The sequence below is a fragment of the Subtercola boreus genome (assembly GCF_003399635.1).
Lineage (GTDB): Bacteria > Actinomycetota > Actinomycetes > Actinomycetales > Microbacteriaceae > Subtercola > Subtercola boreus_B.
In genome coordinates, this window is record NZ_NBXB01000027.1 from 68,096 (window position 1) to 92,767 (window position 24,672).

Genomic DNA, 24,672 nt, shown 5'->3' on the forward strand with positions numbered 1-24,672 from the left:
GCACTGAGGCCTGAACGACTGCACCCTGCTGCTTGCGGCAGCGCGGTTGATACCCTGCTGTCATGACCTTTCTCGCTCTTGTGCGCCACGGCCAGACCGACTGGAACCTGGCGCGGCGCATCCAGGGCAACACGGACATCCCCCTCAACGACACGGGCCGCGCCCAGGCGGTGGAGACCGCCGCCCGCCTCGTCGGCACGCGCTGGGATGCCGTGCTGACCAGTCCGCTGTCGCGGGCCCGCGAGACGGCCGAGATCATCGCGGCGGCGCTCGGGCTGCCCGAGCCGACGTCGGAGGCCGACCTCGTGGAGCGTCGCTACGGTGACGCGGAGGGCATGGACTACCAGGAGTTGCACGAGCGTTTCCCCGCCGGCATCGTCGTACCCGGGCGGGAGACGCACCGTGAGGTGCAACTGCGGGTGCACGCTGCCCTGATCGGCATCGCCCGTCAGCATCCCGGCCAGTCGCTCATCGTCGTCTGCCACGGCGGCGTCATCTCGTCGCTCGTGCGCCACGCCACGGGCGGCGGCCGCCCGCGAGCCGACGAACGGATCGCGAACGGTTCGGTGCATTCGTTCAGCTACACGGGCGGAGAGTTGCGCCTCGACGAGTTCAACGGCGAGCCCGTGAACCAGCTAGCTCTTCAAGCAGCGCCAGAAGTGCCGTAGCCGACGAGGCCCAGCTGAAGGTCCCCGCCTGCTCCTTCGAGGCAGATGAGCGGCGGAACCACTCCTTGGGGTCTTCGAGCCGCTTCACGGAGGCGGCGAACGCGGCAGGGTCGCGCGCTTCGAAGTAGAGGGCGGCGTCTCCCCCGATCTCACGGAACACGGGAATGTCGCTGACCACGACCGGTGTGCTCCGGCCCATCGATTCGACGAGCGGGATGCCGAAACCCTCCTCGAGCGAGGCGGTGACGAGCGCCGTGGCGCTGTCGATCAGCGCGAGGTACTCGGTGTCGGAGACGCCGTCGTGGAACTCGAGGCGGGCATCCGGAGCCAGCGCCTGCAGCCGCTCTCGGTCGGCGGAGCGGACCGTGCTCAGCAGGTGAAGCGTGTAGCCGGGGAGGTGGGGCATCGCCTGCACCAGGGTCTCGACGTTCTTGTAGGGCATGAACGAGCCCATGTAGAGGAGCGAGCGGGCCGCGGCGCGGGCGACCGGGCCGGTTGCGATGTCCCCCTCGGCTGCCGGGGCCAGCGTTGCGTCCTCCGAGGTCAGCACATCGGCGGCGTTGCTCACCACCACGATCGGCTTCGACGTGAGGTGGTGCTGCTCGACCAGCGCCCGGGTCGTGTGCGAGACGGTGACAACCGCATCCGCCCGGTTCAGCAGCAGCCGCTGCGGCCACCACGCCGTGTGGTAGAGCCGCCAGAGCAGCCGGAGCGGCCAGGCGAACTCGCGGGGAGGCGTCGGGTTCGAGTAGTAGATCAGGTCGTGCACGGTCAGGGCGAGGGGGTACTTCCGGCCCATCGTGCCCATGGTCTGCATCGGGGTGAACACGACGTCGGGTTCAAGCTTGTTCACCTGGTGGGCGACGAAGAGCTCCCGCGGGCTCGTCGGCGAGCTCGCCATGGCATACGGCAGGTCGGGAAGCAGTTCGAGCTGGCGTCTGTCGCTGATGAGCATGGTCACCGGATGCTTCGCCGCCAACGCCGTGACGAGCCCTGCGGTGTAGCGGCTGATGCCGTCGTGCCGCCCGATGCGGGTGTAGCGGCAGTCGAAGACGATCTTCACGCTCTGACCTCGCTCAGGAATTCCTCGATCGCCGCAGCGGCCTCGCGCGGCTTCTCGTAGTGCACGAGGTGGCCGACCCCTTCGAGCACGACGAGCCGCGCATCCGGAATCGCTCCCACCAGCCGCTCCTGCGCCGAGACGGGCGTGATGTCATCGCGGTCGGACGCCACCAGGAGCGTCGGCGGAGTGATCCGCGAGGCGTATTCGGAGACGTCGTTGCTCACCGAGGCCTCAAAGGCGTCGAGCACGACACGGCGGTTCGTGAAGGCGCCGAAGAATTGGTCGTGCTGGTCGTGGATCCAGCGCCGGAGACCCGCATCGCGTGTCTTCGCCATCGTGATGCTGATGAAACGGGTCACCAGCCGGAGTCGCAGCCAGGCGAAACCGGGCCGCTCGGGCAGCCACGCGCCCACCTTGTAGTAGAACACCGCGAGGCGGGTCAGGATGCCGCGGGGCCCACTCAGGGCCGGAGCCGCGATCGGGTTCACCAGCACGACGTCGTCGGCCTCGAGTCCCTCCGAGAGGGCCGCCGACACGATGATCGAGCCGAACGAGTGCCCCAGCACGACGAGACGCGTGGTCGTGCGGTCGATCGCGAGCCGCTCCACCAGCTCGCGGAGCCACGCGCTGTAGCCGTGGATGTCGTGCCTCACCCCGAGCGCGCCGTTCACGTCGAGCGGGGTCGAGATGCCGAACCCGGGCAGGTCGGCGAGCACCGAGCGGTACGTGGGGAACTGCGCTACGAGGGGCTCCAGGCCGTGGTGGTCACCGCGGAAACCGTGCACCATGACGACGGCGGTGTCGGCGACGGTGTCGGTATCTGAGGGGCCGTAGCTCCAGAGCTCGGTGGTACCGCCGAGGATGTCGACGCTCTGCCGGGTCACCGGAATCGCGTCGAGCTGGCGGGCGTAGGGAGAGGGCGGAATCATCCCCGCAAGTCTAGGGCTGGGCATCCGGAACCCGCTGGCACGCACGCCGAACCGCCCGCTTCGAATTCCCAGACGGACTGCACTAGCGTTGGCAGCACCCCGCTCGTTCTCGTTTCAGGGAAGGCCCTCTGTGAGCTTCACCGCACCGATCCAACTGCCAGGTCTGACGCTCGATCCGCAGTGGTACAGACGGTCGGTGTTCTACGAGGTGATGATCCGCTCGTTCGTCGACGGCAACGGCGACGGATCCGGAGACCTCGCAGGGCTGGTCTCGAAGCTCGACTACCTGCAGTGGCTCGGCATCGACGGTCTCTGGCTGCCGCCGTTCTTCGACTCGCCCCTCCGCGACGGCGGGTACGACATCGCCGACTACCGGGCGATCCTGCCCGAGTTCGGCTCGATCGACGAGTTCCGGGATCTGGTGACGAAGGCGCACGAGCGCAACATGCGGGTGGTGATCGACCTGCCGCTGAACCACACGTCCGACCAGCACGAGTGGTTCCAGCAGTCCCGCAGCGACCCCGAGGGCCCCTACGGCGACTTCTACGTGTGGAGCGACACCGACACGAAGTACGAGAACGTCCGCATCATCTTCGTCGACACGGAAGAGTCGAACTGGAGCTTCGACCCCGTGCGCCGACAGTTCTTCTGGCACCGGTTCTTCTCCCACCAGCCCGATCTCAACTTCGAGAACCCAGCCGTGCACGAGGCGATGTTCGAGATCGTGCGGTTCTGGCTCGACCTCGGCGTCGACGGCTTTCGGCTCGACGCCATCCCCTACCTCTACGTGAGCGAGGAGGGCAACGGCGAAGGCGAGCCGAAGACGCACGAGTTCGTCGCGAAGCTCCGCCAGATGGTGGATCGCGAGTACCCCGGGCGCATCATGATCGCCGAGGCCAACCAGTGGCCGCGCGAGGTGGCGGCATTCTTCGGAACCGAGGATGATCCCGAATGCCACATGGCATTCGACTTCCCGGTCATGCCGCGGATCTTCTACTCGCTCCGCTCGCAGACGGCGACGGAGCTCATCCGGGTGCTCTCCGAGGTTACGGAGATCCCCGAGGGGGCCGGCTGGGGCGTGTTCCTCCGGAACCACGACGAGCTCACGCTCGAGATGGTGAGCGAGGAATACCGCCAGGCGATGTACGGCTGGTACGCCTACGACCCGCGGATGCGCGCGAACATCGGCATCCGCCGCCGCCTCGCACCCCTGCTCGACAACTCACGCGCCGAGATGGAACTCGCGCACGCTCTGCTTTTCTCGCTGTCGGGCTCGCCGTTCCTCTACTACGGCGACGAGATCGGCATGGGCGACAACATCTGGCTGAACGACCGCGACTCGTCGCGGACGCCGATGCAGTGGACCCCCGACCGGAACGCCGGCTTCTCCACCGCCGACCCGGGCAAGCTCTTCTTGCCGGTCGTGCAGTCGCTGGTCTACAACTACACGCTCGTGAACGTCGAGTCGCAGCTGGCGCAGTCGCGCTCGATGCTGCACTGGGTGCGGAACGTCATCCACGTGCGAAAGGCCCACCCCGCCTTCGGTCTCGGCACGCTCGAGATCGTGCCGGCGAACCACGATTCGGTACTGTCGTTCGTGCGCTCGTACGCCGGCTCGGACACCCAGTGGGGCGACGCGCCGGAGCGCATCCTCTGCGTCTTCAGCTTCGCGCACAATCCGATCTCGGTGACGCTCGAGCTGCCGGAGTTCGCCGGGCGGCGGCTGAACGACCTGTTCGGTGGAGGGGCCTTCCCGACGATCGGCGACGACGGAAAGGTGACGCTGACGCTCGCCACACAGAGCTTCTACTGGCTGCGGATCGGCCAGGCCGGCGTCGAGGTGTTCTGATTCCCTCGCGGCACGCGGCGCCCTTCCCGGGCAGTGTCGGCGGTTCGCCCTACGCTCACATTGTGAACTCTTTTCCGCAGTCGGTGCCCCTCGCTCTGTTCGATCTCGAACCGGCCGAGGTACTCCCGCACGGCAGGCACGCGCTGAACGATCGCCCCGCGGTTCCCCTGCACGCGGGTTCGGCTCCGGATGCCCGGGGCTCTGTCGCCTCCTCGCCGTCGCGTTCGGCGACAGCACTCCTCGCGCCTCCCCTGCCGGAGTGGCCCGCCTGGGCGCACCGCCTCGCCGTGTTCGACCTCGAGACCACCGGCATCGACGTGGAGACCAGCCGCGTCGTCACCGCGAACGTCAGCATCATCGACCACACCGGCAACGTCGAGTCGCGCATCGACTGGATGGCGAATCCCGGCGTACCCATCCCCGCGGGCGCCGCGGCCATCCACGGGGTCAGCACCGAGCGCGCCGTGGCTGAGGGGCGCCCCGCAGCCGACGTCGTCGCCGAGATCGTGGATGCCCTCACCGACGCCCTCGACCAGGGCCTCTCCCTGGTGATCTACAACGCGCCCTACGATCTGACGCTCCTCGACCGCGAGGCCCGACGCCACGGCATCACTCCCCTGCGGGAGCCGCTCCCGGTGGTCGACCCTCTCGTGATCGACAAGGCGCTCGACCGTTACCGCAAAGGCAAGCGCACGCTCGAGGCCACCGCGACCTTCTATGAGGTCGAACTGCTCGACGCGCACGACGCCGGGGCCGACGCCATCGCGGCCGGCCGTGTCGCGCAGTCGCTCGCCAGCCGCTACGCGGTCGAACTCGAGATGACTCAGCAGCAGCTCCACCACTCGCAGGCCGGCTGGTTCGCCGAGCAGGCCACCAGCTTCCAGGACTACATGCGTCGCACCAAGGACCCCGACTTCACAGCCCGCACGGCCTGGCCCCTGGGCTAATTTGTGGGCATTGCGGCCCCTTGGTTAGTCTGTGGGCATTGCGGCCCCTGGGTTAGTCTGTGGGCCTTGCGGCCCTCGGGTTAGCCTGCGGGCCTTGCGGCCCCAGGTTAGTCTGCGGGACTTGCGGCCCCTGGCGGGAGCGGTCGGCCCATGCGGCCCCAGGGCTGGTCTGCGCGCCTCCGCTCGGAGGGGCATCGCGCAACGGACGGCGCTCGACCAAACCTCTGCACTATGGCGTTCGGATGTCGGCAGGGCCGCCGATTGCGCGATCGACGACGGTACGTGCCGGGCTGGACGTGGGGTTCGGGTCTCGCCGGGCGGCGGAGCGTGAGCGTAGACTCGCCCGCATGAAGCGCACCGCGATCATCCTGGCGGCTGCGGCAGTCCTCGCCGTGCTGACCGCGTGCGGGTCGGGGGCCGGCTACAGCACCCCATCGACGGGCGGCGTTACGGTCGTGCCGACCAGTCCCCCGACCACCTTCCCAGCCGCGACACCTCCGCCGACCCCGGCCCCCGGCGAGCCTACTCCGGCCCCGACGACGAAGGCGACCACTGCCCCCTCGTCCTGACCCATCCCGTCGGCAATCGGCTGGGGAGTTTCTGTCGCTCCGGGCCGCGGAGACCGACCGGAACTCCCGAGCCGATTCGGAGCGTAGCGGGGAGGCGGGCGGGTACGCAGAAAGGGGCGGAGGCCGATGGCCACCCGCCCCTTTTAGAGGTGCAGAGTTACTTGCCGAAACCCTTGTAACGGCTGTTGAACTTCTCGACGCGACCGGCGGAGTCCATGATGCGCTGCTTGCCCGTGTAGAACGGGTGCGACTCGCTCGAGATCTCAACGTCGATGACGGGGTACGTGTTGCCGTCTTCCCACTCGATCGTCTTTTGGCTCGACACCGTCGAACGGGTGAGGAAGGTTGCGCCCGAAGCCAGGTCGCGGAACACGACGGGCAGGTAGTCGGGGTGGGTCTCGGTCTTCATGAGGGATTCCTTGGTGCTGTGTCAGCGTGAGGGGGATGGGAAGAAAGATTGTGGCACGAACGCCAGCTAGAGAGTCTACCAGAACCGCAGGGGAAAAACCGGATCAGCCCGCCGCGCGTGCCGCGTAGCGCCCGTCGGTCTCCGTCAGCACGATCGGCAGGCCGAATGTTGCTTCGAGGTTGGCTTCCGTCAACGCCTCCGACAGCGGGCCCGCCGCCACGATCTGCGCCTTCGACACCAGCAGCGCGTGGGTGAAGCCACGCGGGATCTCCTCCACGTGGTGCGTCACCATGACGATCGCCGGCGCGGAAGGCGCAGACGCGTAGCCGCCGAGAAGCTGCAACAGCTCTTCGCGGGCGCCGAGGTCGAGCGAGGCCGCGGGCTCGTCGAGCAGCAGCAGCTCGGGATCGGTCATCACCGAGCGGGCGATCTGCACGCGCTTCTGCTCGCCGTCGCTCAGCGAACCGAAACGACGGTCCTCGAGGTGGTCGAGCCGCCACTCGGCCAGCACACGCTGCGCACGGCGCAGGTCGATCTCGTCGTACTGCTCGTTCCATCGCCCGGTGACCGAATACGCAGCGGTCAGCACTACGTTCAGCACCGTCTCGTCCTGCGGGAAACGCTTCGCCATCGCCGAGGAGGCGAAGCCGACGCGGGGCCGGAGCTCGAACACGTCGACACGCCCCATGCGCGAATCGAGGATCTGCACGGTGCCCGTCGACGGGTGCACCATAGCCGACGCGAGGTTCAGCAGAGTGGTCTTGCCGGCGCCGTTCGGACCCAGAATGACCCAGCGCTGGTCTGCCTCGACCTTCCAGTTGATGTCGCTCAGGATGCGGTTTCCGTTGCGAACGACCGACACGTCTTCGAGGTCAAGAACTGTGGGCATGACCACAACTCTATCGGGCAATTCCGAGCGCGAAACCGACTAGATCAGGCTGCGGTAGATCCGTTCGGTGTCTTCGGCGATCTGCTTCCAGCTGAACGTGCTCTCGGCCCGCAACCGGCCATGTGCACCCATGACCCGGGCCCGGTCGGGATCTGCGAGCACCTCGGTGAGTGTGCCGGCCAGGTCGTGTACGAAGCGTTCGGGGTCGGTCGGGCTGCCCGTTCCATCGCTTACCTGGTCGATGGGCACGAGGCGGCCGGTGACGCCGTCGTCGACGACCTCCGGGATGCCGCCGGTCGCGGTTCCGACGACCGGCAGTCCGCACGCCATCGCTTCGAGGTTGACGATGCCGAGCGGCTCGTACACCGACGGGCAGACGAAGACGGTTCCGCTGGAGAGCACCGCAGACAGGTCGTGTTGGCTGAGGAGTTCCGGGATCCAGATCACCCCGGTGCGTTCCTTTTGCAGCGTCTGCACCAGCGATGTCACTTCGGCCATGATCTCGGGCGTGTCAGGGGCTCCTGCGCAGAGGATCAGCTGAACATCCGGAGCCAGCTGCCGCGCAGCCCGCAGGAGGTACGGCAGGCCCTTCTGGCGGGTGATGCGGCCGACGAAGACGACGGACGGCCTCGACGTGTCGATGCCCCAGTGCTCCAGCACCGCTCGATCCTGAACCGGCTTCCACTTCTCGAGGTCGATGCCGTTGTAGACGACGCTCACGCGGTCTTCGGAGATGGACGGGTAGGAGCGCAGGATGTCGTTCCGCATGCCGTTCGACACGGCGATCACGGAATCGGCGCTCTCGAACGCGTTCTTCTCGATCCAGCTCGACAGGCGGTAGCCGCCGCCCAGCTGCTCAGCTTTCCACGGTCGGAGCGGCTCCAGCGAATGCGCGGTGACGACGTGCGGGACGCCGTGCAGCATGGATGCCAGCTGCCCGGCGGCATTCGCGTACCAGGTGTGCGAGTGCACGACATCCGCACCTGCCACATCGTTCGCGATCTGCAGGTCGACGCCCAACGTGGTGAGCGTGGGATTCGCCCCCAGCAGCTCGGTGGGCGGGAGGTAGGAGAACACCCCAGGCTCGCTGCGAGGCTGCCCGAAGGCTCTCACCACGACCTCGATGTTCTCGCGGAGGGCCTTCACGAGCTCGGCCACGTGCACACCGGCCCCGCCATAGACCTCGGGTGGATACTCTCGGGAAATCACGTCGACTCGCACAAGCAGAACCTACTGGATAACGCGATGTGAATCGAGGCCCATGGTGTGTCTGTGTGCTGCCCTATAGTCGAGCTATGGCTGCATCAAAGAAGATCTTCGGCATCGTTCTAGCCGGTGGCGAAGGCAAGAGACTCATGCCTCTCACGGCTGACCGCGCGAAGCCCGGCGTCCCTTTCGGTGGGGGCTACCGCCTCATCGACTTCGCGCTCTCGAACCTCATCAATTCGGGACTCACGAAGATCGTGGTGCTTACGCAGTACAAATCGCACAGCCTCGACCGTCACATCTCCCAGACGTGGCGGCTCTCGGGCCTGCTCGATTCGTATGTCGCGTCAGTGCCCGCGCAGCAGCGGCTCGGCAAGCGCTGGTTCAGCGGTTCGGCCGACGCCATCCTGCAGAGTCTCAACCTGATCCGAGACGAGATGCCCGACATCGTCGTCGTCGTCGGCGCCGACCACGTCTACCGCATGGACTTCGCGCAGATGATCCAGGCGCACATCGCCTCCGGGCTGCCTGCGACGGTGGCCGCCATCCGCCAGCCGATCGAGCTCAGCGACCAGTTCGGCATCATCCAGACCCACCCTGAGAATCCCGCGCAGATCGCCGAGTTCCTCGAGAAGCCGAAGACGGCCATCGGACTGGCGGATGCCCCGCACGAGGTTCTCGCCTCGATGGGCAACTACGTGTTCAACACCGACGCCCTCATCGATGCGGTCATCCGCGACGGCGAGAAGCCCGACTCGAACCATGACATGGGCGGCGACATCATCCCGGACTTCGAGTCGCGTGGGCAGGCCGGGGTCTACGACCTCTCCCGCAACGAGGTTCCCGGGGCGACCGACCGCGACCGGTACTACTGGCGTGACGTGGGAACGATCGAGTCGTTCTACGACGCCCACCAGGACCTCATCTCGGCCCTGCCGATCTTCAACCTGTACAACAGCGAGTGGCCGATCTACACGCAGCAGCTGAACTCGCCGCCGGCAAAGTTCGTGCGGGACGCCAAGGGCAACAGCGGAACGACGGTCGAATCGATCGTCTCCCTCGGCTGTCTGATTTCGGGCGCCCGTATCGAGCGAAGCGTGCTCGGGCCCTGGGTGACCATCGGATCGAGCGCCCTCGTGCAGGACAGTGTGCTGTTCGACCGCGTGCACATCGAGCCCGACGCCGTGATCCGTCGCGCTATTCTGGACAAGAACGTGGTTGTCGCTGCAGGGGCCATGATCGGTATCGACCACGCTCGCGATCGCGAACGTGGCTTCACGGTGACCGACACGGGCATCACCGTCGTCGGCAAGGGAGTACGCGTAGAGCCATGACGAATCAGTTGCTGACTCCGGATGTCCGCACCCACCGTCAGCAGCTAATCACGTCAGACGTGGCCGCGGGTTCGCCGGCGACCCCTTCGCCGTCGTTTCTCGTGGTGCTCGACGTCGACTCGACGCTCATCGAGAACGAGGTCATCGAGATGCTGGCGGAGTGCGCCGGCAGCCTCACCCAGGTCGCGCACATCACCGAGCGGGCGATGTCGGGTGAGCTCGACTTCCAGCAGAGCCTGCGCTCGCGTGTCGCCACCCTGGCCGGGCTGCCGGTCACCTGCTTCGAAGATGTTGCGGCAGAGATCCGCGTGACGGCGGGAGTGCCCGAGCTCGTAGCGGGCCTGCACGCCGCCGGGGGCCGCATCGGTGTTGTTTCGGGCGGGTTCCACGAACTCGTCGACGACGTCGCCGTCTCGCTCGGGCTCGACCACTGGCGCGCCAACCGGCTCGAGGTCGTCGACGGGCTGCTCACGGGCAACGTGGTCGGACCGGTCGTCGACGCCGAGGCGAAGGCGTCGGCGCTCGTCGAGTGGGCGGCGGCCTCGGGCATCCCGCTCGCCCGCACTGTCGCGGTCGGTGACGGAGCGAACGACCTCCGCATGATGCATACGGCAGGCCTCTCGGTGGCGTTCAACGCCCGCCAGGTCGTGCGCGACGCCGCGCATCTCGCGATCGACACCCGCGACCTCTCGCAACTCCTCCCCCTGCTCGGGCTCCGCGGCTAGCGGCCGCTCCCCTGCTCGGCCACCGCGGCTGACGCCGCCGGCCCGCTGGCCCTCCGCCCCCGCGCGCCGTGCCACCCGCAGCCAACCTCCTGCGAGAGTGAGACGCCCGCGCGCACGTGAGACGCGTGTGCGGGTCTCACCGACGCACAGACGTCTCACGGAGACAGAGGAGCGGGCGTCAGTGGCCCATGCCGAGGCCGCCGTCGACGGGGATGACCGCGCCCGAGATGTAGGCGGCGTCGTCGGATGCGAGCCAGGCCACCACGCGGGCGACCTCCGTGGCCGAAGCGAAGCGGCCCGCCGGGATCGACTTCTTGTATTCAGCCTGCAGCGCATCCGGCAGCTCGGCCGTCATCTCGGTCTCGATGAAACCGGGCGCGACCACGTTCGCCGTGATACCCCTTGAACCGAGCTCACGCGTCACCGACCGGGCGAGACCGACGAGGCCCGCCTTCGACGCCGAGTAGTTCACCTGCCCGGCCGAGCCGTAGAGCCCCACAACGCTCGAGATCAGGATAATGCGCCCGAACTTCGCCTTGAGCATCCCCTTCGACGCCCGCTTCACCACCCGGAATGCTCCCGTGAGGTTCGTGTCGATCACGTCGGTGAAGTCCTCCTCGCTCATCCGCAGCAGGAGTGTGTCGCGCGTCATGCCCGCATTCGCGACGACCACCTCGACGGGACCGAGTGCCGCCTCGACCTCCGTGAACGCGGTGTCGATGGTCGCAGCATCCGTCACATCGGCCCGGACGGTGAGCGAACCGGCCGGGCCCTCACCCGATCGCGCGGTGACAGCGACGCGGTGTCCCTGAGCCACGAACTCCTCGGCGAGCGAATACCCGATTCCTCGGTTCCCGCCGGTGATCAGTACGGTTCTGGGTGTCGTCATCGTATGTCTTTCTGTGTTCTGTCAAGCGATGTGCCGGATGGCCGCCTACCAGCTTACGAGAGGCGCGGGAAGCGTAGTCTTAGATGATTCTCTTCCGACAGGCGGCGCACAATGAAGCATGACTCGCAACAGTTCTCCGTCACGAGTCTTCCCCAGAACCCGGCGGCTGAGCGCCATGCGCGCATGATCCGTTACTCGCTGGCGATGGGCATCCGTCTGCTCTGCCTCGCCGGGCTACTCTTCGTGCAGGGCTGGTGGCTGCTCGTGCTCGGCGTCGCCGCTGTGGTGCTGCCCTGGTTCGCCGTGGTGATCGCCAACACTGGCCGCAACACCCCCGGCACCATGCAGGCCCCCGGCGGCCAGCTGGTACCGCTCGGCCAGGTGCCGCTCTACACGGGCGGCCGAGAGACCGGCGGTCGTCCGGAGTGAGCCTGCTCGACGCGCTGGGTGGCGGCTCCCTGGGAGGCGCCCCCGGTACCGAAGAGTGCTCACGCGCCGGCTGCCGCACTGCCGCGGCCTGGGCGATCGGCTGGCGCAACCCGAAGATCCACACGGAAGACCGAGTCAAGGTCTGGGTGGCGTGTGACGAGCACGTCGTGTTCCTTCGCGAGTTCCTGGCGGCCCGCGACTTCCCGCTCGCGGTGACCCCGTTCGGTACGGTGCCGGATGCTGCGACGCTGACCGTCGCCGGAGTATAGCGGGCCCCACCTCTTGCTGTAGAATTTTTACGATAAATTCTCGACTCCGTGTTGCAGAATGAGATTCGCCGGACAGTAACTGTCTGAGGCTCACCCGGAGCCGACGAATCGAGATCCCATGACAACCCAGACGAGTGTGGCGTCGTTCTCTGCCACGTACCGGCAGACCTACGCCGAGGTGCTGCGGTTCGTGCGGCGCCGTGCGCATCCGCTCGCCGTCGACGACATTGTCAGCGAGACGTTCACCATCGCCTGGGCGAAGTGGCACGCCGTGCCGCGGGAGCCCCTGCCGTGGCTTTACAACACAGCACGCAACGTGATGCTGAACTCCTCACGGTCGAGTGAGCGCCAGCGGGCCCTCGCGGTGCGGCTCGCTGGTTTCGCAGAGACGTTCGACGTCGCCGGCATCGGGCCCGGTTCTGGTACTGCCGGCGCGACCGGTGATATCGCCGACATCGAGCGCCGCATCGACCTCGCCGCCGCATTAACGACGCTCAGCGCGGCCGACCAGGAGGTGCTCACGCTCGACGCCTGGGAAGACCTCGATGCGAAGGCGGCGGCCCGGACCCTCGGATGCTCGCGGGCCACCTACTCGATGCGCCTGACCCGCGCCCGCCGCCGCCTCGCCACCCTGCTCGACGAGGCGCCCAAGCCCGCCTACGCCCACCTCGTACTGACGAACCGATGAACAGGAACACCCTCATGAATCCCACCACTCCGATCCTCGCGACCGAGCTGAAGACGCTCGACCCGGCACCTGAGGCAGCACTCAGCGCAGACGACGAGCGACTCAGCGAGCAGCTCCTCCTCCTCGTGATGGTGCTCGACGACGCCTTACCGCGACAGCATCGCCGCCGTCGGCTCGTGCTCGGCACGACCGGCATCCTGTCGGCCGCCGCCGTCGCTGCAGTACTGATGCTCTCGCTCGGCGCGCCGGCCCCGGCGCCCGTGTCGAACTTCGCACTCTCGGCCACAGGGGCGCTCGGCAGTTACACTTCCACGCCGGTGGCTGTTCCCCCGAGCACTGCAGACCGCAACGCTTGCGGTACAGCGTCGAGCGAGCACGGAAACACTTCCGAGGAAGCGGTTTTGACCAGCGAACAACGCGGTGCGTTCCGGGCGATGCTGTTCGCCGACGGAGGTGGACAGACGGCGTTCTGCGTCATAGCCGAAGACGATGCCCTGTGGATATCCAACGCTGAATACCTCAGCACGGCCCCAGCCGAGGACCTCCATCTCGAACCCGCTCCGGTCGCCGACCAGATCACCACCGACCTCGGGCGAATGGACAGCCCATCACCGGAGTTCGGCATCATCACCTCGATGTCTGGGCGCGCTGGGAATGACGTGGAATCAGTGAAGCTGACGCTGGGCGACGGCCGAATGGTCGACGCCACCGTGAACAATGGGCACTGGGCGGCTTGGTGGCCGACCACGCTCGACGGTGTGTCGAGCCAACCTGACTTCCCCACCACAACGACTTTCACCACAGGAGACGGCGCCGCGCATACGGCACCGCCGCTCGGTTAGGCGAGCTCGATGAGGTCCTGGTAGTCCTTGTTCCAGTGGTCCTCGACGCCGTCGGGGAGGATCAGCACCCGCTCGGGGTTGAGGGCCATGACCGCGCCCTCGTCGTGCGAGACCAGTACCACGGCGCCGGCGTAGTTGGCGAGGGCATCCAGGATCTCCTCGCGAGAGGCCGGGTCGAGGTTGTTCGTGGGCTCGTCGAGCAACAGCACGTTCGCGCCCGAGACGACGATCATCGCGAGGGCGAGACGCGTCTTCTCGCCACCGGAAAGCACACCGGCCAGCTTGTGACCGTCGTCGCCGGTGAACAGGAACGAGCCGAGCACACGCCTGGCCTCCATCTCGGTCAGGTTCGGAGACGACGACACCATGTTCGAGAGCACGGAGCGCTTCACGTCGATGGTCTCGTGCTCCTGGGCGTAGTACCCGATGCGAAGGCCGTGGCCGGGCTCGATCTGGCCGGTGTCGGGCTTGTCGACGCCGGCCAGGATACGCAGCAGCGTGGTCTTGCCGGCACCGTTGAAGCCCAGGATGACCACCTTCGAGCCGCGGTCGATCGCGAGGTCGACGGCGGTGAAGATCTCGAGCGAACCGTAGCTCTTCGAGAGGTCGCTCGCCATGAGCGGAGTGCGGCCGCACGCGACGGGATCCGGGAACCGCAGCTTGGCCACGCGCTCCACCTCACGCACCTCATCGAGGCCCGAGAGCATCTTCTCGGCACGGCGCACCATCTGGTGGGCGGCGGCAGCCTTCGAGGCCTTGGCGCCGAAACGGGCGGCCTGCATCTGCAGCACGCCGGCCTTCTTCTCGACGTTGACGCGCTCCTTCTTGCGACGTTCCTCATCGGATGCCCGCTGGCGCAGGTAGTTCTTCCAGTTCATGTTGTACGTGTCGATGACCTGGCGGTTGCCGTCGAGGTAGAAGACACGGTTCACGGTCTCCTCGACGAGGGCCACATCGTGGCTGATCACGATCAGGCCGCCCTGGAAGTTCTTCAGGAACTCTCGGAGCCAGACGACGGAGTCGGCATCGAGGTGGTTCGTGGGCTCGTCGAGCAGCATCGTGTCTGCACCCGAGAACAGGATGCGCGCCAGCTCGATGCGGCGCCGCTGGCCACCCGAGAGCGTCGAGAGCGGCTGGTCGAGGATGTGGTCGGGCAGGCTCAGGTTCGAGGCGATCGACGCGGCTTCCGCCTCTGCCGAGTATCCCCCGAGAGCGTTGAAGCGGTCATCCAGGTTGCCGTACTTCTTCATCGCCTTGTCGACGACCTTGGGGTCGCTCGAGGACATGTCGAGCTGTGCCTGCTGCATCTGCAGCACGATCTGGCCGAGGTCACGGGCGTCGAGGATGCGCGTGCGCGCCAGGTCTTCCGGATTGCCCGAGCGGGGATCCTGCGGCAGGTAGCCGATCTGCCCCGAGAAGTCGATACGGCCGCCATCGGGCTTCAACTCGCCGGCGAGGGTCTTGGTGAGCGTGGTCTTACCCGCACCGTTCCGGCCGACCAGGCCGACTTTGTCCCCCGCCGAGACACGGAAGTTCACATCCGACATCAGAACGCGGGCGCCGACGCGCAGCTCAAGGTCATGCACACTGAGCACGGGGGAAGTCCAATTCTGATGTCTCGCCGAAATGGCAGAGGTGGGGGATGAAAGTCAAGTATAAATCGTGAACGGAAAAAGCCCCGACCGTGGTGGATCAGGTCGGGGCTACAGTGCCGGAGAACGGTGGTCGGGATGTTGCCGCCGCCGAGGCCGAAAGGTTAGATGCTGAAGCCGAGAGCCCGCATCATGTCGCGGCCGTCGTCGGTGATCTTGTCGGGGCCCCACGGCGGCATCCACACCCAGTTGATGCGGAACGCGTCGACCACGCCATCCAGAGCCTCTGCGGTCTGCTCTTCGAGAACGTCGGTCAGTGGGCAGCCGGCGCTCGTCAGGGTCATCGAGATGATGAGGGCGTCGTTGTCGGTGTCCCAGCCGAGGTCGTAGATGAGCCCGAGGTCGACGACGTTGATGCCGAGCTCCGGGTCCATGACGTCTTTGAGCGCCTCTTCGACCTGGTCGAACTTCGCGGGTTCAAGAGTGGTGACCATGTGTCAATCCTACGATGCTCTAGGCGTTCACGGCCGGTGAGGCCACGACGCCGGCGGCAGCGTCCGCAGCTTCGGCCGAGGCGATGGCTTCGGCAGCGGCAGCGCTGGCGGCGACGTACGTGTCGTACCCCTCGTTCTCGAGCTGCACGGCGAGCTCGGGTCCGCCGGATTCGACGACCTGGCCGGCCACGAACACGTGAACGAAGTCGGGTGTGATGTAGCGGAGGATGCGGTTGTAGTGCGTGATGAGCAGCACACCGAGGTCGGTGTTCTCCTTCGCGCGGTTCACACCCTCGGACACGATCTTCAGCGCGTCGACGTCGAGGCCCGAGTCAGTCTCGTCGAGAACGGCGAACTTCGGCTTCAGCAGTTCGAGCTGCAGGATCTCATTGCGCTTCTTCTCGCCGCCTGAGAAGCCCTCGTTCACGTTGCGCTCGGCGAACGCCTTGTCCATGCGGAGGTTCTCCATCGACGTGCGAACGTCTTTCACCCAGGTGCGGATGGGCGGGGCGGAACCGTCGATGGCGGTCTTCGCGGTGCGGAGGAAGTTCGTCACCGTCACGCCCGGGATCTCGACCGGGTATTGCATCGCCAGGAACACACCGGCGCGGGCGCGGGCATCGACGGTTGCGGCAGTGAGGTCTTCGCCATCCAGAACGATGGAGCCGCTGGTGACGTGGTACTTCGGATGACCGGCGATCGCATAGGCGAGCGTCGACTTGCCCGAACCGTTCGGCCCCATGATGGCGTGGGTCTCGCCCTGCTTGATGGTGAGGTTGACGCCGCGCAGGATCTGCTTGGCACCCTGCTCGGTGTCGACGCTGACGTGCAGGTCGCGGATTTCGAGTACAGACATGGCTATTCGATTTCTTTTGTAGAGGTCGGATCAATATAGACGTCACCGTCGACGATGCTGAGCTCGTAGACGGGAACCGGCTCGTAGGCCGGGAGGGTCAGGGGCTTGCCGGTGAGCAGCGAGAACTTGGAGCCGTGCGCCCAGCATTCGAGGGTGTCGTCCTCGACGAAACCCTCGGCGAGCGAGATGTCGCCGTGGGTGCAGGTGTCGCCGATGGCGAAACACTCCCCCGACGAGTCCTTGACGAGGGCAATGGCGACGCCGTCGATCTCGACACGCACGGCTTCGTTCTCGTTCAGCTCGTCGACAGCGCAGATGCGGATGGCGGCCATCAGACGGTCACCGTCAGTTCTGCTTCGACGGCGCCGGTGAGACGTTCTTCGACAGCGGGTGCGCCGATCTGCTGGATGATCTCGGCCAGGAATCCGCGGACGACCAAGCGACGCGCCTCTTCCTCGCTGATGCCGCGCGACTGCAGGTAGAAGAGCTGCTCGTCGTCGAATCGACCGGTGGACGACGCGTGGCCGGCCCCGAGGATGTTGCCGGTCTCGATCTCGAGGTTCGGGATGGAGTCGGCTCGGGTGCCCTCGGAGAGAACGAGGTTGCGGTTCTCCTCGTAGCTGTCGGTGCCGTCGGCGCTCTGGCGGATGAGCACGTCACCGATCCAGACCGAGTGCGCACCCTCGCCCTGCAGTGCGCCCTTGTATTTCACGCGGCTGCGCGAGTTCTCGGCCTCGTGGTCGATGTAGACCTGCTGCTCGAGGTGCTGCCCGGCATCCGCGAAGTAGAGCCCGTAGGCCTCCGTGTTGCTGCCGGGAGACGAGAGGTGGATGCTCGGGTTCACCCGCACGACGCCGCCGCCGAGCGACACCACGATGTGGCGGAGTGTCGCATCGCGGCCGACCTGGGCGAAGTGGCTCGCGAGGTGCGCAGCTGAGTCGTTCCACTCCTGGATCGTCACCACCGTGACGTGGGCACCCTCCCCGACGACGATCTCGACGTTCTCGGCGATCCGGGCGTCACCCGAGTTCTCGAGCACGAGGATGCCGCGGCTGTTGGGTGCCGCCGTGATGACGGTGTGCGCTGCACGGGCCACCGTGCCGAGCCCGGAGCGCGAGACGATGAACTCGCCCGTCGGCTCCTCGCCGGTGATGTCGATGGCCAGCGCCTGGTCGAAGTGCGACCACGCATTGGCGCTCGCCCGGTCTTCGGGAAGGCCGGCCGATCCGATGCGCTCGTCGGTGCGGTCGATCCAGGCCAGCGAGAAGCCGTCGACGGGCTGTGCGACGGCCACCTGGCTCTCGAGCGGCGAGCCGTCGAGTTCACCGTTGATGAGGTCGCGCACCAGCTTGATCGGCGTCAGCTTCCAGTCGACCTCGCGGCCGGTCGGTTCGTCGAAGTCGCCGACGTTCGCCGAGGCGTACCGCTCTGAGCGCGTCTGCACGGGCCGCTCGGACCAGGCCCCGTCGGTGTGGGACCTCGATCCCATGGGCTCGCCGCGGTGTCCGCCTGATGCGGGAGTCGCGGGAGCCCCGGCGACGCTCTCGCTTTCAGGCGCGGTCGTAGAAGCAGGTGCAACTGAGGTCATTAACCTACTGACCCTTCCATACCCATCTCGATGAGCTTGTTGAGTTCGAGCGCGTACTCCATGGGGAGCTCGCGGGCGATGGGCTCGATGAACCCGCGCACGATCATCGCCATGGCTTCGTCTTCGGGGAGGCCGCGGCTCATCAGGTAGAAGAGTTGCTCCTCACTGACCCGGGAGACGGTGGCCTCGTGGCCGAGCTGCACGTCATCCACCCGGATGTCGATCGCGGGGTAGGTGTCGCTTCGCGACTGGGTGTCGACCAGCAGCGCGTCGCAGCGCACGGTGTTCGCCGAGTGGTGGGCGTTCTCGGCGACGCGCACCTCGCCGCGGTAGCCCGCACGACCGCCGCCGCGGGCGATGGACTTCGAGACGATCGACGACTGGGTGTACGGCGCCATGTGGATCATCTTCGCGCCGGCGTCCTGGTGCTGGCCGGGGCCCGCGAATGCGACGGAGAGGGTCTCACCCTTGGCGTGCTCGCCGACCAGGTAGATCGACGGGTACTTCATGGTGACCTTGGAACCGATGTTGCCGTCGATCCACTCCATCGTCGCGCCCTCGTGGGCGATCGCACGCTTGGTGACCAGGTTGTAGACGTTGTTCGACCAGTTCTGGATCGTCGTGTACCGAACGCGGGCGTTCTTCTTCACGATGATCTCGACGACGGCCGAGTGCAGCGAGTCGCTCTTGTAGATCGGGGCGGTGCAGCCTTCGATGTAGTGCACGTACGAGCCCTCGTCGGCGATGATCAGCGTGCGCTCGAACTGGCCCATGTTCTCGGTGTTGATGCGGAAATAGGCCTGCAGGGGGATCTCGACGTGCACGTTCTTTGGCACGTACACGAACGACCCGCCCGACCAGACGGCCGAATTCAAGGCGGCGAATTTGTTGTCGCCAGAGGGAATCACCGTGCCGAAGTACTCGTCGAAGAATTCGGGGTGCTCGCGGAGGGCTGTGTCGGTGTCCATGAAGATGACGCCCTGGGCCTCGAGGTCTTCGCGGATGGTGTGATAGACGACCTCGGACTCGTACTGGGCTGCGACACCGGAGACGAGGCGCTGGCGTTCGGCCTCGGGGATGCCGAGTTTCTCGTACGTGTTCTTGATGTCGTCGGGAAGGTCATCCCACGTGGTGGCCTGCTTCTCAGTCGACCGCACGAAGTACTTGATGTTGTCGAAGTCGATGCCGGAGAGGTCGGCACCCCAGGTGGGCATCGGCTTCTTCTCGAAGAGGGCGAGAGCCTTGAGGCGGTTCTTCAGCATCCACTCCGGCTCGTTCTTGAGGGTGGAGATGCCCTTCACGACCTCGGGTGAGATGCCCCGCTTGGCAATGGCGCCAGCGGCGTCGGAGTCGGACCACCCGAACTCGTACACCCCCAGGTTCTGAAGCTCTGGGCGGTCGATGAGTACGTCTGTCATGACTTTCTCCCTTCCTTTTTTTGTACAACGTGTCAAGGTCAGAAGGAATTCCACGAAGCGTAGAACATCGAGGCTCTGTACTTAGAATGAAGCGAGTGTCTCCGGCTCCGGTGCCGCCTCGTGTGAATAGCCCGTTGCGCCTGCGGCGCGGATTCTTGACCCTCTAACTCTATCGGCCCCTGCACCCCGAAGGAACCTGCTCTGTGAATCGCCTGAAAGCCTGGCTCCCCACGTCTGTCGACCGGCGCGTGCGCATCCTCGCCTGGGCGTCGCTTGTCGTGCAGATCGTGCTCGTCGGAACGGGCGGTGCCGTCCGTCTGACCGGCTCCGGCCTGGGCTGCCCGACGTGGCCCCAGTGCACCGACGGCTCCTTCGTGTCGACACCCGAAATGGGCGTGCACGGCATCATCGAATTCGCGAACAGACTGCTCACCTTCGTGATCGTGGTGATCGCGATCCTCGTCTTCGTCGCTGTGCTCCGGATGCGGCGCACGCGCCGTGACCTCTTCGTGCTGACCCTGCTGCAGGGTCTCTCCATCCCGCTGCAGGCCGTCATCGGCGGAATCACGGTTCTCACCGGGCTGAACCCCTACATCGTCGGGCTGCACTTCGTGGTGTCGCTCGGGTTGATCGTGGTGACGACCATGCTCGTCTACCGGGTGTACACGGGCACCCGCGGCAGTGCCGCCGGCCTGACTCTTGCGGTGCCGGCGTGGTATCTCGCGGTGTCCCGCGTCGCGGCGGTGTTCGTTGGCCTCGCGGTGGCCCTGGGCATCCTGACCACAGGCTCCGGCCCGCACGCGGGTGACGCCGCGACGCCGCGCAACGGCCTGAACACCGACGTGATGGAACACCTGCACAGCTACCCCGCGTATGTGCTGTTCGGTCTGACCCTCCTGCTGGTGGTCGTCGCGCTGGCGCGGGGTCTCCCCCGCCGCTTCGTCGCGACGCTGCTGGTTGTCGAACTGGCCCAGATCGTGGTGGGCCTCACCCAGTCCCGCCTCGGCCTGCCGCCCGCTCTGGTCATCGTGCACATGGTGCTCGCAGCGAGCCTCGTCGCCGCGATGACTGCGACCCTCCTGGCGGAACGCCGCCCAACCCCCCTCCCCGCTTCCGATCGGCTCACCAAGACTGCTGTCCTGGCAGACTGAGTTTGTCAGGTAACCGTCAGGGCATGGTCGTTATCACGTCGCAGCAGGGCTGCCAGCGTCCTTCTTCGCTCCGCGGGCGTGACCGGGTGAGCTACCCGTCGCCCCTGCCGGGATGGCGGAACGGCTGGGGTTCGGCCGTGCGAGGCGCGACGTTTCGGCTGAGAATCATCGTCGACAGCAAGTCGTCCGGCGTAGCCCCGCTGATGCGGTGATCCATCCCTGCGGCAGAGCCCATTCAGGATCCAGCGCGTGTGCAATATAGTGAACAAATGTCGTATTCACGAAGATTCCGAGATTGGCGACGTCTTGTCGTGGACAACGTCACCTCTCTCTGGGCGGTCAGGCAGAGAATCATCACCGTACCGGTTTGGTCCTTGACCCGCCCCGACTGGCGGTTCGTCGAGGTCGATGGCACGACATATCGCTGGCGACCGAGCCCGCGCGGCGTCGATTTTCTCGGGTCGGATCCCGGTTGCCGGGTGCTGAGCATCGAGCTCGCACCATCGGCCCTGCTCGGCTCGGAGGAAGTCACCCTCTTGTTGCGCACGGCCCGTGAGACGATCGCCTGGGATCCTGCGGACCCCGACGAAGACCTCGACCTGCGACTTCTCGGCTGACGCCGCAGGGCCGACCGTGCGAGGACAGGGCTAGAACGTGAAGGGGAAGATGCGCACCAGGGGGTCGATCGCGATCGCGAGGAAGAGGATCGTGAGGTAGGTGATCGAGGCGTGGAAGACACGCATGGGCTTCACCGAACCGTGGCGGATGGCCGTGCTGTAGAGGCGGTGCGTCTCGTAGATGAACCAGCCGCCCGAGGCGAGAGCCGCCACCGTGTACACAATGCCCATCGACGCGACCGGAATGAGCAGCAGCGAGCACGCGACGGTGGCCCAGGCGTACAGGATCGTCTGCAGCCCGACGACCGACTGTCCGCGGATCACAGCGAGCATCGGTACGCCGACCGACTTGTAGTCCTCGCGGTAGCGCATCGACAGGGGCCAGTAGTGCGGCGGCGTCCAGAGGAAGATCACCCCGAACAGGATCCATGCGGGCCAGTCGAGCGAGTCGGTGACAGCCGCCCAGCCGATCAGAACCGGCATGCAGCCCGCCGTGCCGCCCCAGATGATGTTCTGCGAGGTGTGGCGCTTCAGGATGATCGTGTAGACCACCGCGTAGAGGAAGATCGCGATGACCGACAGAAGAGCGGCGAACCAGTTGACGAGCAGTCCGAACCACAGGGTGGAGACGATCGCCAGAACCCAGGCGAAGACGAGGGCCTGGCGGTCGGTCAGCTCGCCCGTGACGAGCGGCCGGCCCTGGGTGCGGTTCATGACCCGGTCGATGTCGCGGTCGACGTAGCAGTTGAAGGCACCCGCACCGCCGGCGCTGAGTGCACCTCCGATGAGCGTGGCGACCACCAGCCAGAGATTCGGGATCCCGCCCTGCGCCAGGATCATCACCGGCGCGGTCGTCACGAGCAGAAGCTCCATGACCCGCGGTTTCGTCAGGGCGACGTATGCCTTGGCCTTCTGCGCCACGGAAACACGCGGGCGCTCCACTCGGCCTTCTACAGCAACGTCCATTGCTCCTCTAACTGCGTTCGACATACAGTCACCCAGCATAGTTTACGGCATGTAGAAGTCGGCACGGGCGGGCGGCGGCACCCACCGAATCTCTATACTGGATACGAGGTGGGAATCACCTGCGGCTCAATGGTGTCCGGGGTCCTACCGCGTCGGCAACCGAAGAAGGGCTCTAAACCTCGTGGCATCACTGCAGTGGGATTCAATTGACGACAAGGCCGTTAGTACAGCGAAGGTTCTCGCTGCTGACGCCGTCGAGAAGGTCGGGAACGGTCATCCGGGTACCGCCATCAGCCTTGCGCCGCTCGCCTACCTCCTGTTCCAGAAGGAGATGCGCCGCGACCCCAACGACAATGAGTGGATCGGCCGCGACCGGTTCATCCTCTCGGTGGGCCACAGCTCGCTGACGCTCTACATCCAGCTCTATCTGGGAGGCTACGGCCTCGAGCTCGACGACCTGAAGAAGCTCCGCACCTGGGGTTCGCTGACGCCGGGTCACCCCGAGTACGGTCACACCGACGGCGTCGAGATCACCACGGGTCCGCTCGGCCAGGGCCTTGCCTCCGCTGTCGGCTTCGCCTACGCCTCGCGCTTCGAGCGCGGCCTGTTCGATCCGGATGCCGCACCGGGCACCAGCCCGTTCGACCACTTCGTGTACACCATCGCCGGCGACGGCGACATGGAGGAGGGCGTCACCAACGAGGCATCCTCGCTCGCCGGCCACCAGCAGCTCGGAAACCTGATCGCGTTCTACGACTCGAACCAGATCTCGATCGAGGACGACACCAACATCGCCTTCACCGAAGACGTGCACGCCCGTTTCGAGGCGTTGCACTGGCACGTGCAGGTCGTCGACTGGAAGAAGACCGGCGTCTACATCGAAGACGTCCAGGCCCTGAGCGAAGCGATCGAGGCGGCCAAGGCCGAGACCTCCAAGCCCAGCCTGATCATTCTGAAGACCATCATCGGGTTCCCGAGCCCCAAGAAGCAGAACACCGGCAAGATCCACGGATCGGCTCTCGGCGCAGACGAACTCGCGGGGCTCAAGGAGGTGCTCGGCTTCAACCCCGGGGAGACCTTCGCCGTCTCCGACGAGGTCCTCAGCCACACCCGCGAAGCGCTCACCCGCGGAACCGCAGCCCACGAGGAGTGGCAGGTCGGCTTCAACGCCTGGGCCGAGGCCAACCCCGAGAAGAAGGTACTGCTCGATCGCGTCCTGTCCGGCGAGGTGCCCGAGGGTCTCGAAGCAGCCCTCCCCGTGTTCGAAGCGGGCAAGGAGGTGTCGACCCGTGCCTCGTCCGGCAAGGTCATCAACGCCATCGCCGAGATCATGCCCGAGTTCTGGGGCGGCTCCGCCGACCTCGCCGAGTCGAACAACACGACCATCGAGTCGGGCGCGTCCTTCGTTCCCGCCGAGCACTCCACCCACGAGTGGACGGGCAACAAGTACGGCCGTGTGCTGCACTTCGGCATCCGCGAGCACGCCATGGGCTCGATCCTGAACGGCATCGTGCTGCACGGCAACACCCGCCCGTTCGGCGGAACCTTCCTGATCTTCTCCGACTACATGCGCCCCGCGGTGCGTCTCGCCGCCCTGATGAAGTCGCCGGCGATCTACGTCTGGACCCACGACTCCGTGGCGCTCGGTGAAGACGGCCCCACCCACCAGCCGATCGAGCAGCTCTCGACGCTTCGCGCGATCCCGGGTCTGGATGTCGTCCGCCCCGGGGATGCGAATGAGGTCGCCTACGCGTGGAAGACCATCCTCGAGCGTCGTCAGGGCCCGGCCGGCCTCGCGCTGACCCGCCAGAACATTCCTGTGTACGAGCGTGGCGAGGGCGAGGCGTCCGGTGAGACGTTCGCTTCAGCGAAGTACACCGCCCAGGGTGCGTACATCCTCGCCGAGGCGCCGAACGGCACCCCCGACGTGATCTTCATCGCGACCGGTTCAGAAGTTCAGATCGCCGTCGAGGCGCGCGAACTCTTGAAGGCCGACGGGATCAACGCCCGCGTCGTTTCGGCCCCGTGCCTCGAGTGGTTCGAGGAGCAGAGCGCCGAGTACCGCGAGTCGGTTCTGCCCGCGGCGGTCAAGGCGCGCGTTTCGATCGAGGCCGGCCTCGCTCTCACTTGGCGCGGCTACGTCGGCGACGCCGGCAAGAGCGTCTCGATCGAGCACTTCGGAGCATCGGCCGACTACAAGACCCTGTTCCGCGAGTTCGGGATGACCACCGGCGCAGCAATCGAGGCCGCGAAGGTCTCGCTCGCCGGCCTCAAGTAGTCCGTTT

Annotated in this window: 27 protein-coding genes; 14 read left to right on the forward strand and 13 right to left on the reverse strand. The window is 66.3% G+C overall.

The window, feature by feature from the left end:
• Positions 1–62: 62 nt before the first annotated feature.
• A complete protein-coding gene (locus B7R22_RS08170) occupies positions 63–668 on the forward strand; it encodes a histidine phosphatase family protein (RefSeq protein WP_116411278.1) in 606 nt (201 codons plus the stop codon).
• On the opposite strand, the gene B7R22_RS08175 is transcribed toward B7R22_RS08170, so the two are convergent.
• Both B7R22_RS08175 and B7R22_RS08180 read right to left on the reverse strand, forming a co-directional pair.
• A complete protein-coding gene (locus B7R22_RS08175) occupies positions 613–1,731 on the reverse strand; it encodes a glycosyltransferase family 4 protein (RefSeq protein ID WP_116411279.1) in 1,119 nt (372 codons plus the stop codon). The genes B7R22_RS08170 and B7R22_RS08175 overlap by 56 nt on opposite strands.
• Positions 1,728–2,660 (reverse strand): alpha/beta fold hydrolase, encoded by a 933-nt coding sequence (locus tag B7R22_RS08180; RefSeq protein WP_116411280.1) that lies wholly within the window; start codon positions 2,658–2,660, stop codon positions 1,728–1,730. Before B7R22_RS08180 ends, B7R22_RS08175 begins: the two co-directional genes overlap by 4 nt.
• 130 nt (positions 2,661–2,790) lie before the next feature.
• On the opposite strand from B7R22_RS08180, the gene treS reads away from it, so the two are divergent.
• From treS to B7R22_RS18790, 3 genes are all read left to right on the forward strand, one after another.
• A complete protein-coding gene (gene treS / locus B7R22_RS08185) occupies positions 2,791–4,509 on the forward strand; it encodes a maltose alpha-D-glucosyltransferase (protein ID WP_116411281.1) in 1,719 nt (572 codons plus the stop codon).
• A 62-nt stretch (positions 4,510–4,571) separates the two neighbouring features.
• Positions 4,572–5,456, forward strand: a complete 885-nt coding sequence (locus B7R22_RS08190; protein WP_367379186.1) for an exonuclease domain-containing protein — start codon at positions 4,572–4,574, stop codon at positions 5,454–5,456.
• A gap of 347 nt (positions 5,457–5,803) precedes the next feature.
• Complete coding sequence (locus B7R22_RS18790; RefSeq protein ID WP_147305340.1) at positions 5,804–6,025, forward strand: hypothetical protein; 222 nt, start codon at positions 5,804–5,806, stop codon at positions 6,023–6,025.
• Positions 6,026–6,182: 157 nt separating this feature from the next.
• On the opposite strand, the gene B7R22_RS08195 is transcribed toward B7R22_RS18790, so the two are convergent.
• The 3 genes from B7R22_RS08195 to glgA form a co-directional block, all read right to left on the reverse strand.
• Complete coding sequence (locus B7R22_RS08195) at positions 6,183–6,434, reverse strand: type B 50S ribosomal protein L31 (protein WP_116282992.1); 252 nt, start codon at positions 6,432–6,434, stop codon at positions 6,183–6,185.
• Positions 6,435–6,537: 103 nt separating this feature from the next.
• Complete coding sequence (locus tag B7R22_RS08200; protein ID WP_116411444.1) at positions 6,538–7,323, reverse strand: ABC transporter ATP-binding protein; 786 nt, start codon at positions 7,321–7,323, stop codon at positions 6,538–6,540.
• Between the two features lie 39 nt (positions 7,324–7,362).
• Complete coding sequence (gene glgA, locus B7R22_RS08205; protein WP_116411282.1) at positions 7,363–8,544, reverse strand: glycogen synthase; 1,182 nt, start codon at positions 8,542–8,544, stop codon at positions 7,363–7,365.
• Positions 8,545–8,618: 74 nt separating this feature from the next.
• Between glgA and B7R22_RS08210 the strand changes: the two genes are divergently transcribed.
• Together B7R22_RS08210 and serB are read left to right on the forward strand one after the other, a co-directional pair.
• Entirely contained in the window at positions 8,619–9,863 is a 1,245-nt protein-coding gene (locus B7R22_RS08210) for a glucose-1-phosphate adenylyltransferase (RefSeq protein ID WP_116411283.1), read from the forward strand.
• Positions 9,860–10,588 (forward strand): phosphoserine phosphatase SerB, encoded by a 729-nt coding sequence (serB, locus tag B7R22_RS08215; RefSeq protein WP_116411284.1) that lies wholly within the window; start codon positions 9,860–9,862, stop codon positions 10,586–10,588. Before B7R22_RS08210 ends, serB begins: the two co-directional genes overlap by 4 nt.
• Before the next feature lie 178 nt (positions 10,589–10,766).
• On the opposite strand, the gene fabG is transcribed toward serB, so the two are convergent.
• The gene (gene fabG, locus B7R22_RS08220) at positions 10,767–11,477 is read right to left on the reverse strand and encodes a 3-oxoacyl-ACP reductase FabG (RefSeq protein ID WP_116411285.1); all 711 of its coding nucleotides are present in this window, start codon (positions 11,475–11,477) and stop codon (positions 10,767–10,769) included.
• 111 nt (positions 11,478–11,588) lie between these two features.
• On the opposite strand from fabG, the gene B7R22_RS08225 reads away from it, so the two are divergent.
• The 4 genes from B7R22_RS08225 to B7R22_RS08240 all read left to right on the forward strand — a co-directional run bounded on the left by B7R22_RS08225 (position 11,589) and on the right by B7R22_RS08240 (position 13,705).
• Positions 11,589–11,906 carry a DUF3099 domain-containing protein gene (locus tag B7R22_RS08225; protein WP_116411286.1) on the forward strand — a complete coding sequence of 106 codons (318 nt, stop codon included), beginning with the start codon at positions 11,589–11,591 and terminating at the stop codon, positions 11,904–11,906.
• Positions 11,903–12,175: a hypothetical protein gene (locus B7R22_RS08230; RefSeq protein WP_116411287.1), complete on the forward strand. Its 273-nt coding sequence runs from the start codon at positions 11,903–11,905 to the stop codon at positions 12,173–12,175. The genes B7R22_RS08225 and B7R22_RS08230 overlap by 4 nt, the downstream gene beginning before the upstream one ends.
• Positions 12,176–12,293: 118 nt before the next feature.
• On the forward strand, positions 12,294–12,863 hold the full coding sequence (locus B7R22_RS08235) for an RNA polymerase sigma factor (RefSeq protein WP_116411288.1): 570 nt from the start codon (positions 12,294–12,296) through the stop codon (positions 12,861–12,863).
• Between the two features lie 14 nt (positions 12,864–12,877).
• Positions 12,878–13,705, forward strand: coding sequence for a hypothetical protein (locus B7R22_RS08240; protein WP_147305341.1), 828 nt, complete (start codon positions 12,878–12,880; stop codon positions 13,703–13,705).
• On the opposite strand, the gene B7R22_RS08245 is transcribed toward B7R22_RS08240, so the two are convergent.
• The 6 genes from B7R22_RS08245 to sufB form a co-directional block, all read right to left on the reverse strand.
• Positions 13,702–15,300 carry an ABC-F family ATP-binding cassette domain-containing protein gene (locus tag B7R22_RS08245; protein ID WP_116283001.1) on the reverse strand — a complete coding sequence of 533 codons (1,599 nt, stop codon included), beginning with the start codon at positions 15,298–15,300 and terminating at the stop codon, positions 13,702–13,704. The genes B7R22_RS08240 and B7R22_RS08245 overlap by 4 nt on opposite strands.
• Positions 15,301–15,461: 161 nt before the next feature.
• Positions 15,462–15,791 carry a metal-sulfur cluster assembly factor gene (locus B7R22_RS08250; protein WP_116283002.1) on the reverse strand — a complete coding sequence of 110 codons (330 nt, stop codon included), beginning with the start codon at positions 15,789–15,791 and terminating at the stop codon, positions 15,462–15,464.
• A gap of 19 nt (positions 15,792–15,810) precedes the next feature.
• On the reverse strand, positions 15,811–16,647 hold the full coding sequence (gene sufC, locus B7R22_RS08255) for a Fe-S cluster assembly ATPase SufC (RefSeq protein ID WP_116411290.1): 837 nt from the start codon (positions 16,645–16,647) through the stop codon (positions 15,811–15,813).
• A 2-nt stretch (positions 16,648–16,649) separates the two neighbouring features.
• On the reverse strand, positions 16,650–16,979 hold the full coding sequence (locus tag B7R22_RS08260; protein ID WP_116411291.1) for a non-heme iron oxygenase ferredoxin subunit: 330 nt from the start codon (positions 16,977–16,979) through the stop codon (positions 16,650–16,652).
• Positions 16,979–18,136 (reverse strand): Fe-S cluster assembly protein SufD, encoded by a 1,158-nt coding sequence (gene sufD, locus B7R22_RS08265; protein WP_116411292.1) that lies wholly within the window; start codon positions 18,134–18,136, stop codon positions 16,979–16,981. The genes B7R22_RS08260 and sufD overlap by 1 nt, the downstream gene beginning before the upstream one ends.
• A 98-nt stretch (positions 18,137–18,234) precedes the next feature.
• Complete coding sequence (sufB, locus tag B7R22_RS08270) at positions 18,235–19,653, reverse strand: Fe-S cluster assembly protein SufB (RefSeq protein ID WP_104243711.1); 1,419 nt, start codon at positions 19,651–19,653, stop codon at positions 18,235–18,237.
• Between the two features lie 203 nt (positions 19,654–19,856).
• Between sufB and B7R22_RS08275 the strand changes: the two genes are divergently transcribed.
• From B7R22_RS08275 to B7R22_RS08280, 3 genes are all read left to right on the forward strand, one after another.
• Entirely contained in the window at positions 19,857–20,804 is a 948-nt protein-coding gene (locus B7R22_RS08275; RefSeq protein ID WP_116411293.1) for a COX15/CtaA family protein, read from the forward strand.
• Between the two features lie 23 nt (positions 20,805–20,827).
• On the forward strand, positions 20,828–21,016 hold the full coding sequence (locus tag B7R22_RS18795; protein ID WP_147305342.1) for a hypothetical protein: 189 nt from the start codon (positions 20,828–20,830) through the stop codon (positions 21,014–21,016).
• Between the two features lie 162 nt (positions 21,017–21,178).
• Positions 21,179–21,421 carry a hypothetical protein gene (locus B7R22_RS08280; protein ID WP_147305343.1) on the forward strand — a complete coding sequence of 81 codons (243 nt, stop codon included), beginning with the start codon at positions 21,179–21,181 and terminating at the stop codon, positions 21,419–21,421.
• 30 nt (positions 21,422–21,451) lie between these two features.
• Here the strand turns inward: B7R22_RS08280 and B7R22_RS08285 are convergent, their stop codons facing one another.
• Positions 21,452–22,387, reverse strand: a complete 936-nt coding sequence (locus B7R22_RS08285; protein ID WP_116411295.1) for a heme o synthase — start codon at positions 22,385–22,387, stop codon at positions 21,452–21,454.
• 181 nt (positions 22,388–22,568) lie between these two features.
• Here B7R22_RS08285 and tkt point away from each other — a divergent pair, with 181 nt between their 5' ends.
• Entirely contained in the window at positions 22,569–24,665 is a 2,097-nt protein-coding gene (tkt, locus tag B7R22_RS08290) for a transketolase (protein ID WP_116411296.1), read from the forward strand.
• The last annotated feature ends 7 nt before the right edge of the window (positions 24,666–24,672 follow it).

Coding starts and splice junctions, on each gene's coding strand:
- B7R22_RS08170 (WP_116411278.1), top strand. CDS start 63: ATGACCTTTCTCGCTCTTGTGCGCCACGGCCAGACCGACTGGAACCTG.
- B7R22_RS08180 (WP_116411280.1), bottom strand. CDS start 2,660: ATGATTCCGCCCTCTCCCTACGCCCGCCAGCTCGACGCGATTCCGGTG.
- B7R22_RS18790 (WP_147305340.1), top strand. CDS start 5,804: ATGAAGCGCACCGCGATCATCCTGGCGGCTGCGGCAGTCCTCGCCGTG.
- B7R22_RS08195 (WP_116282992.1), bottom strand. CDS start 6,434: ATGAAGACCGAGACCCACCCCGACTACCTGCCCGTCGTGTTCCGCGAC.
- B7R22_RS08200 (WP_116411444.1), bottom strand. CDS start 7,323: ATGCCCACAGTTCTTGACCTCGAAGACGTGTCGGTCGTTCGCAACGGA.
- B7R22_RS08210 (WP_116411283.1), top strand. CDS start 8,619: ATGGCTGCATCAAAGAAGATCTTCGGCATCGTTCTAGCCGGTGGCGAA.
- serB (WP_116411284.1), top strand. CDS start 9,860: ATGACGAATCAGTTGCTGACTCCGGATGTCCGCACCCACCGTCAGCAG.
- fabG (WP_116411285.1), bottom strand. CDS start 11,477: ATGACGACACCCAGAACCGTACTGATCACCGGCGGGAACCGAGGAATC.
- B7R22_RS08225 (WP_116411286.1), top strand. CDS start 11,589: ATGAAGCATGACTCGCAACAGTTCTCCGTCACGAGTCTTCCCCAGAAC.
- B7R22_RS08235 (WP_116411288.1), top strand. CDS start 12,294: ATGACAACCCAGACGAGTGTGGCGTCGTTCTCTGCCACGTACCGGCAG.
- B7R22_RS08240 (WP_147305341.1), top strand. CDS start 12,878: ATGAATCCCACCACTCCGATCCTCGCGACCGAGCTGAAGACGCTCGAC.
- B7R22_RS08250 (WP_116283002.1), bottom strand. CDS start 15,791: ATGGTCACCACTCTTGAACCCGCGAAGTTCGACCAGGTCGAAGAGGCG.
- sufC (WP_116411290.1), bottom strand. CDS start 16,647: ATGTCTGTACTCGAAATCCGCGACCTGCACGTCAGCGTCGACACCGAG.
- B7R22_RS08260 (WP_116411291.1), bottom strand. CDS start 16,979: ATGGCCGCCATCCGCATCTGCGCTGTCGACGAGCTGAACGAGAACGAA.
- sufD (WP_116411292.1), bottom strand. CDS start 18,136: ATGGGATCGAGGTCCCACACCGACGGGGCCTGGTCCGAGCGGCCCGTG.
- sufB (WP_104243711.1), bottom strand. CDS start 19,653: ATGACAGACGTACTCATCGACCGCCCAGAGCTTCAGAACCTGGGGGTG.
- B7R22_RS18795 (WP_147305342.1), top strand. CDS start 20,828: ATGGTCGTTATCACGTCGCAGCAGGGCTGCCAGCGTCCTTCTTCGCTC.
- B7R22_RS08285 (WP_116411295.1), bottom strand. CDS start 22,387: ATGGACGTTGCTGTAGAAGGCCGAGTGGAGCGCCCGCGTGTTTCCGTG.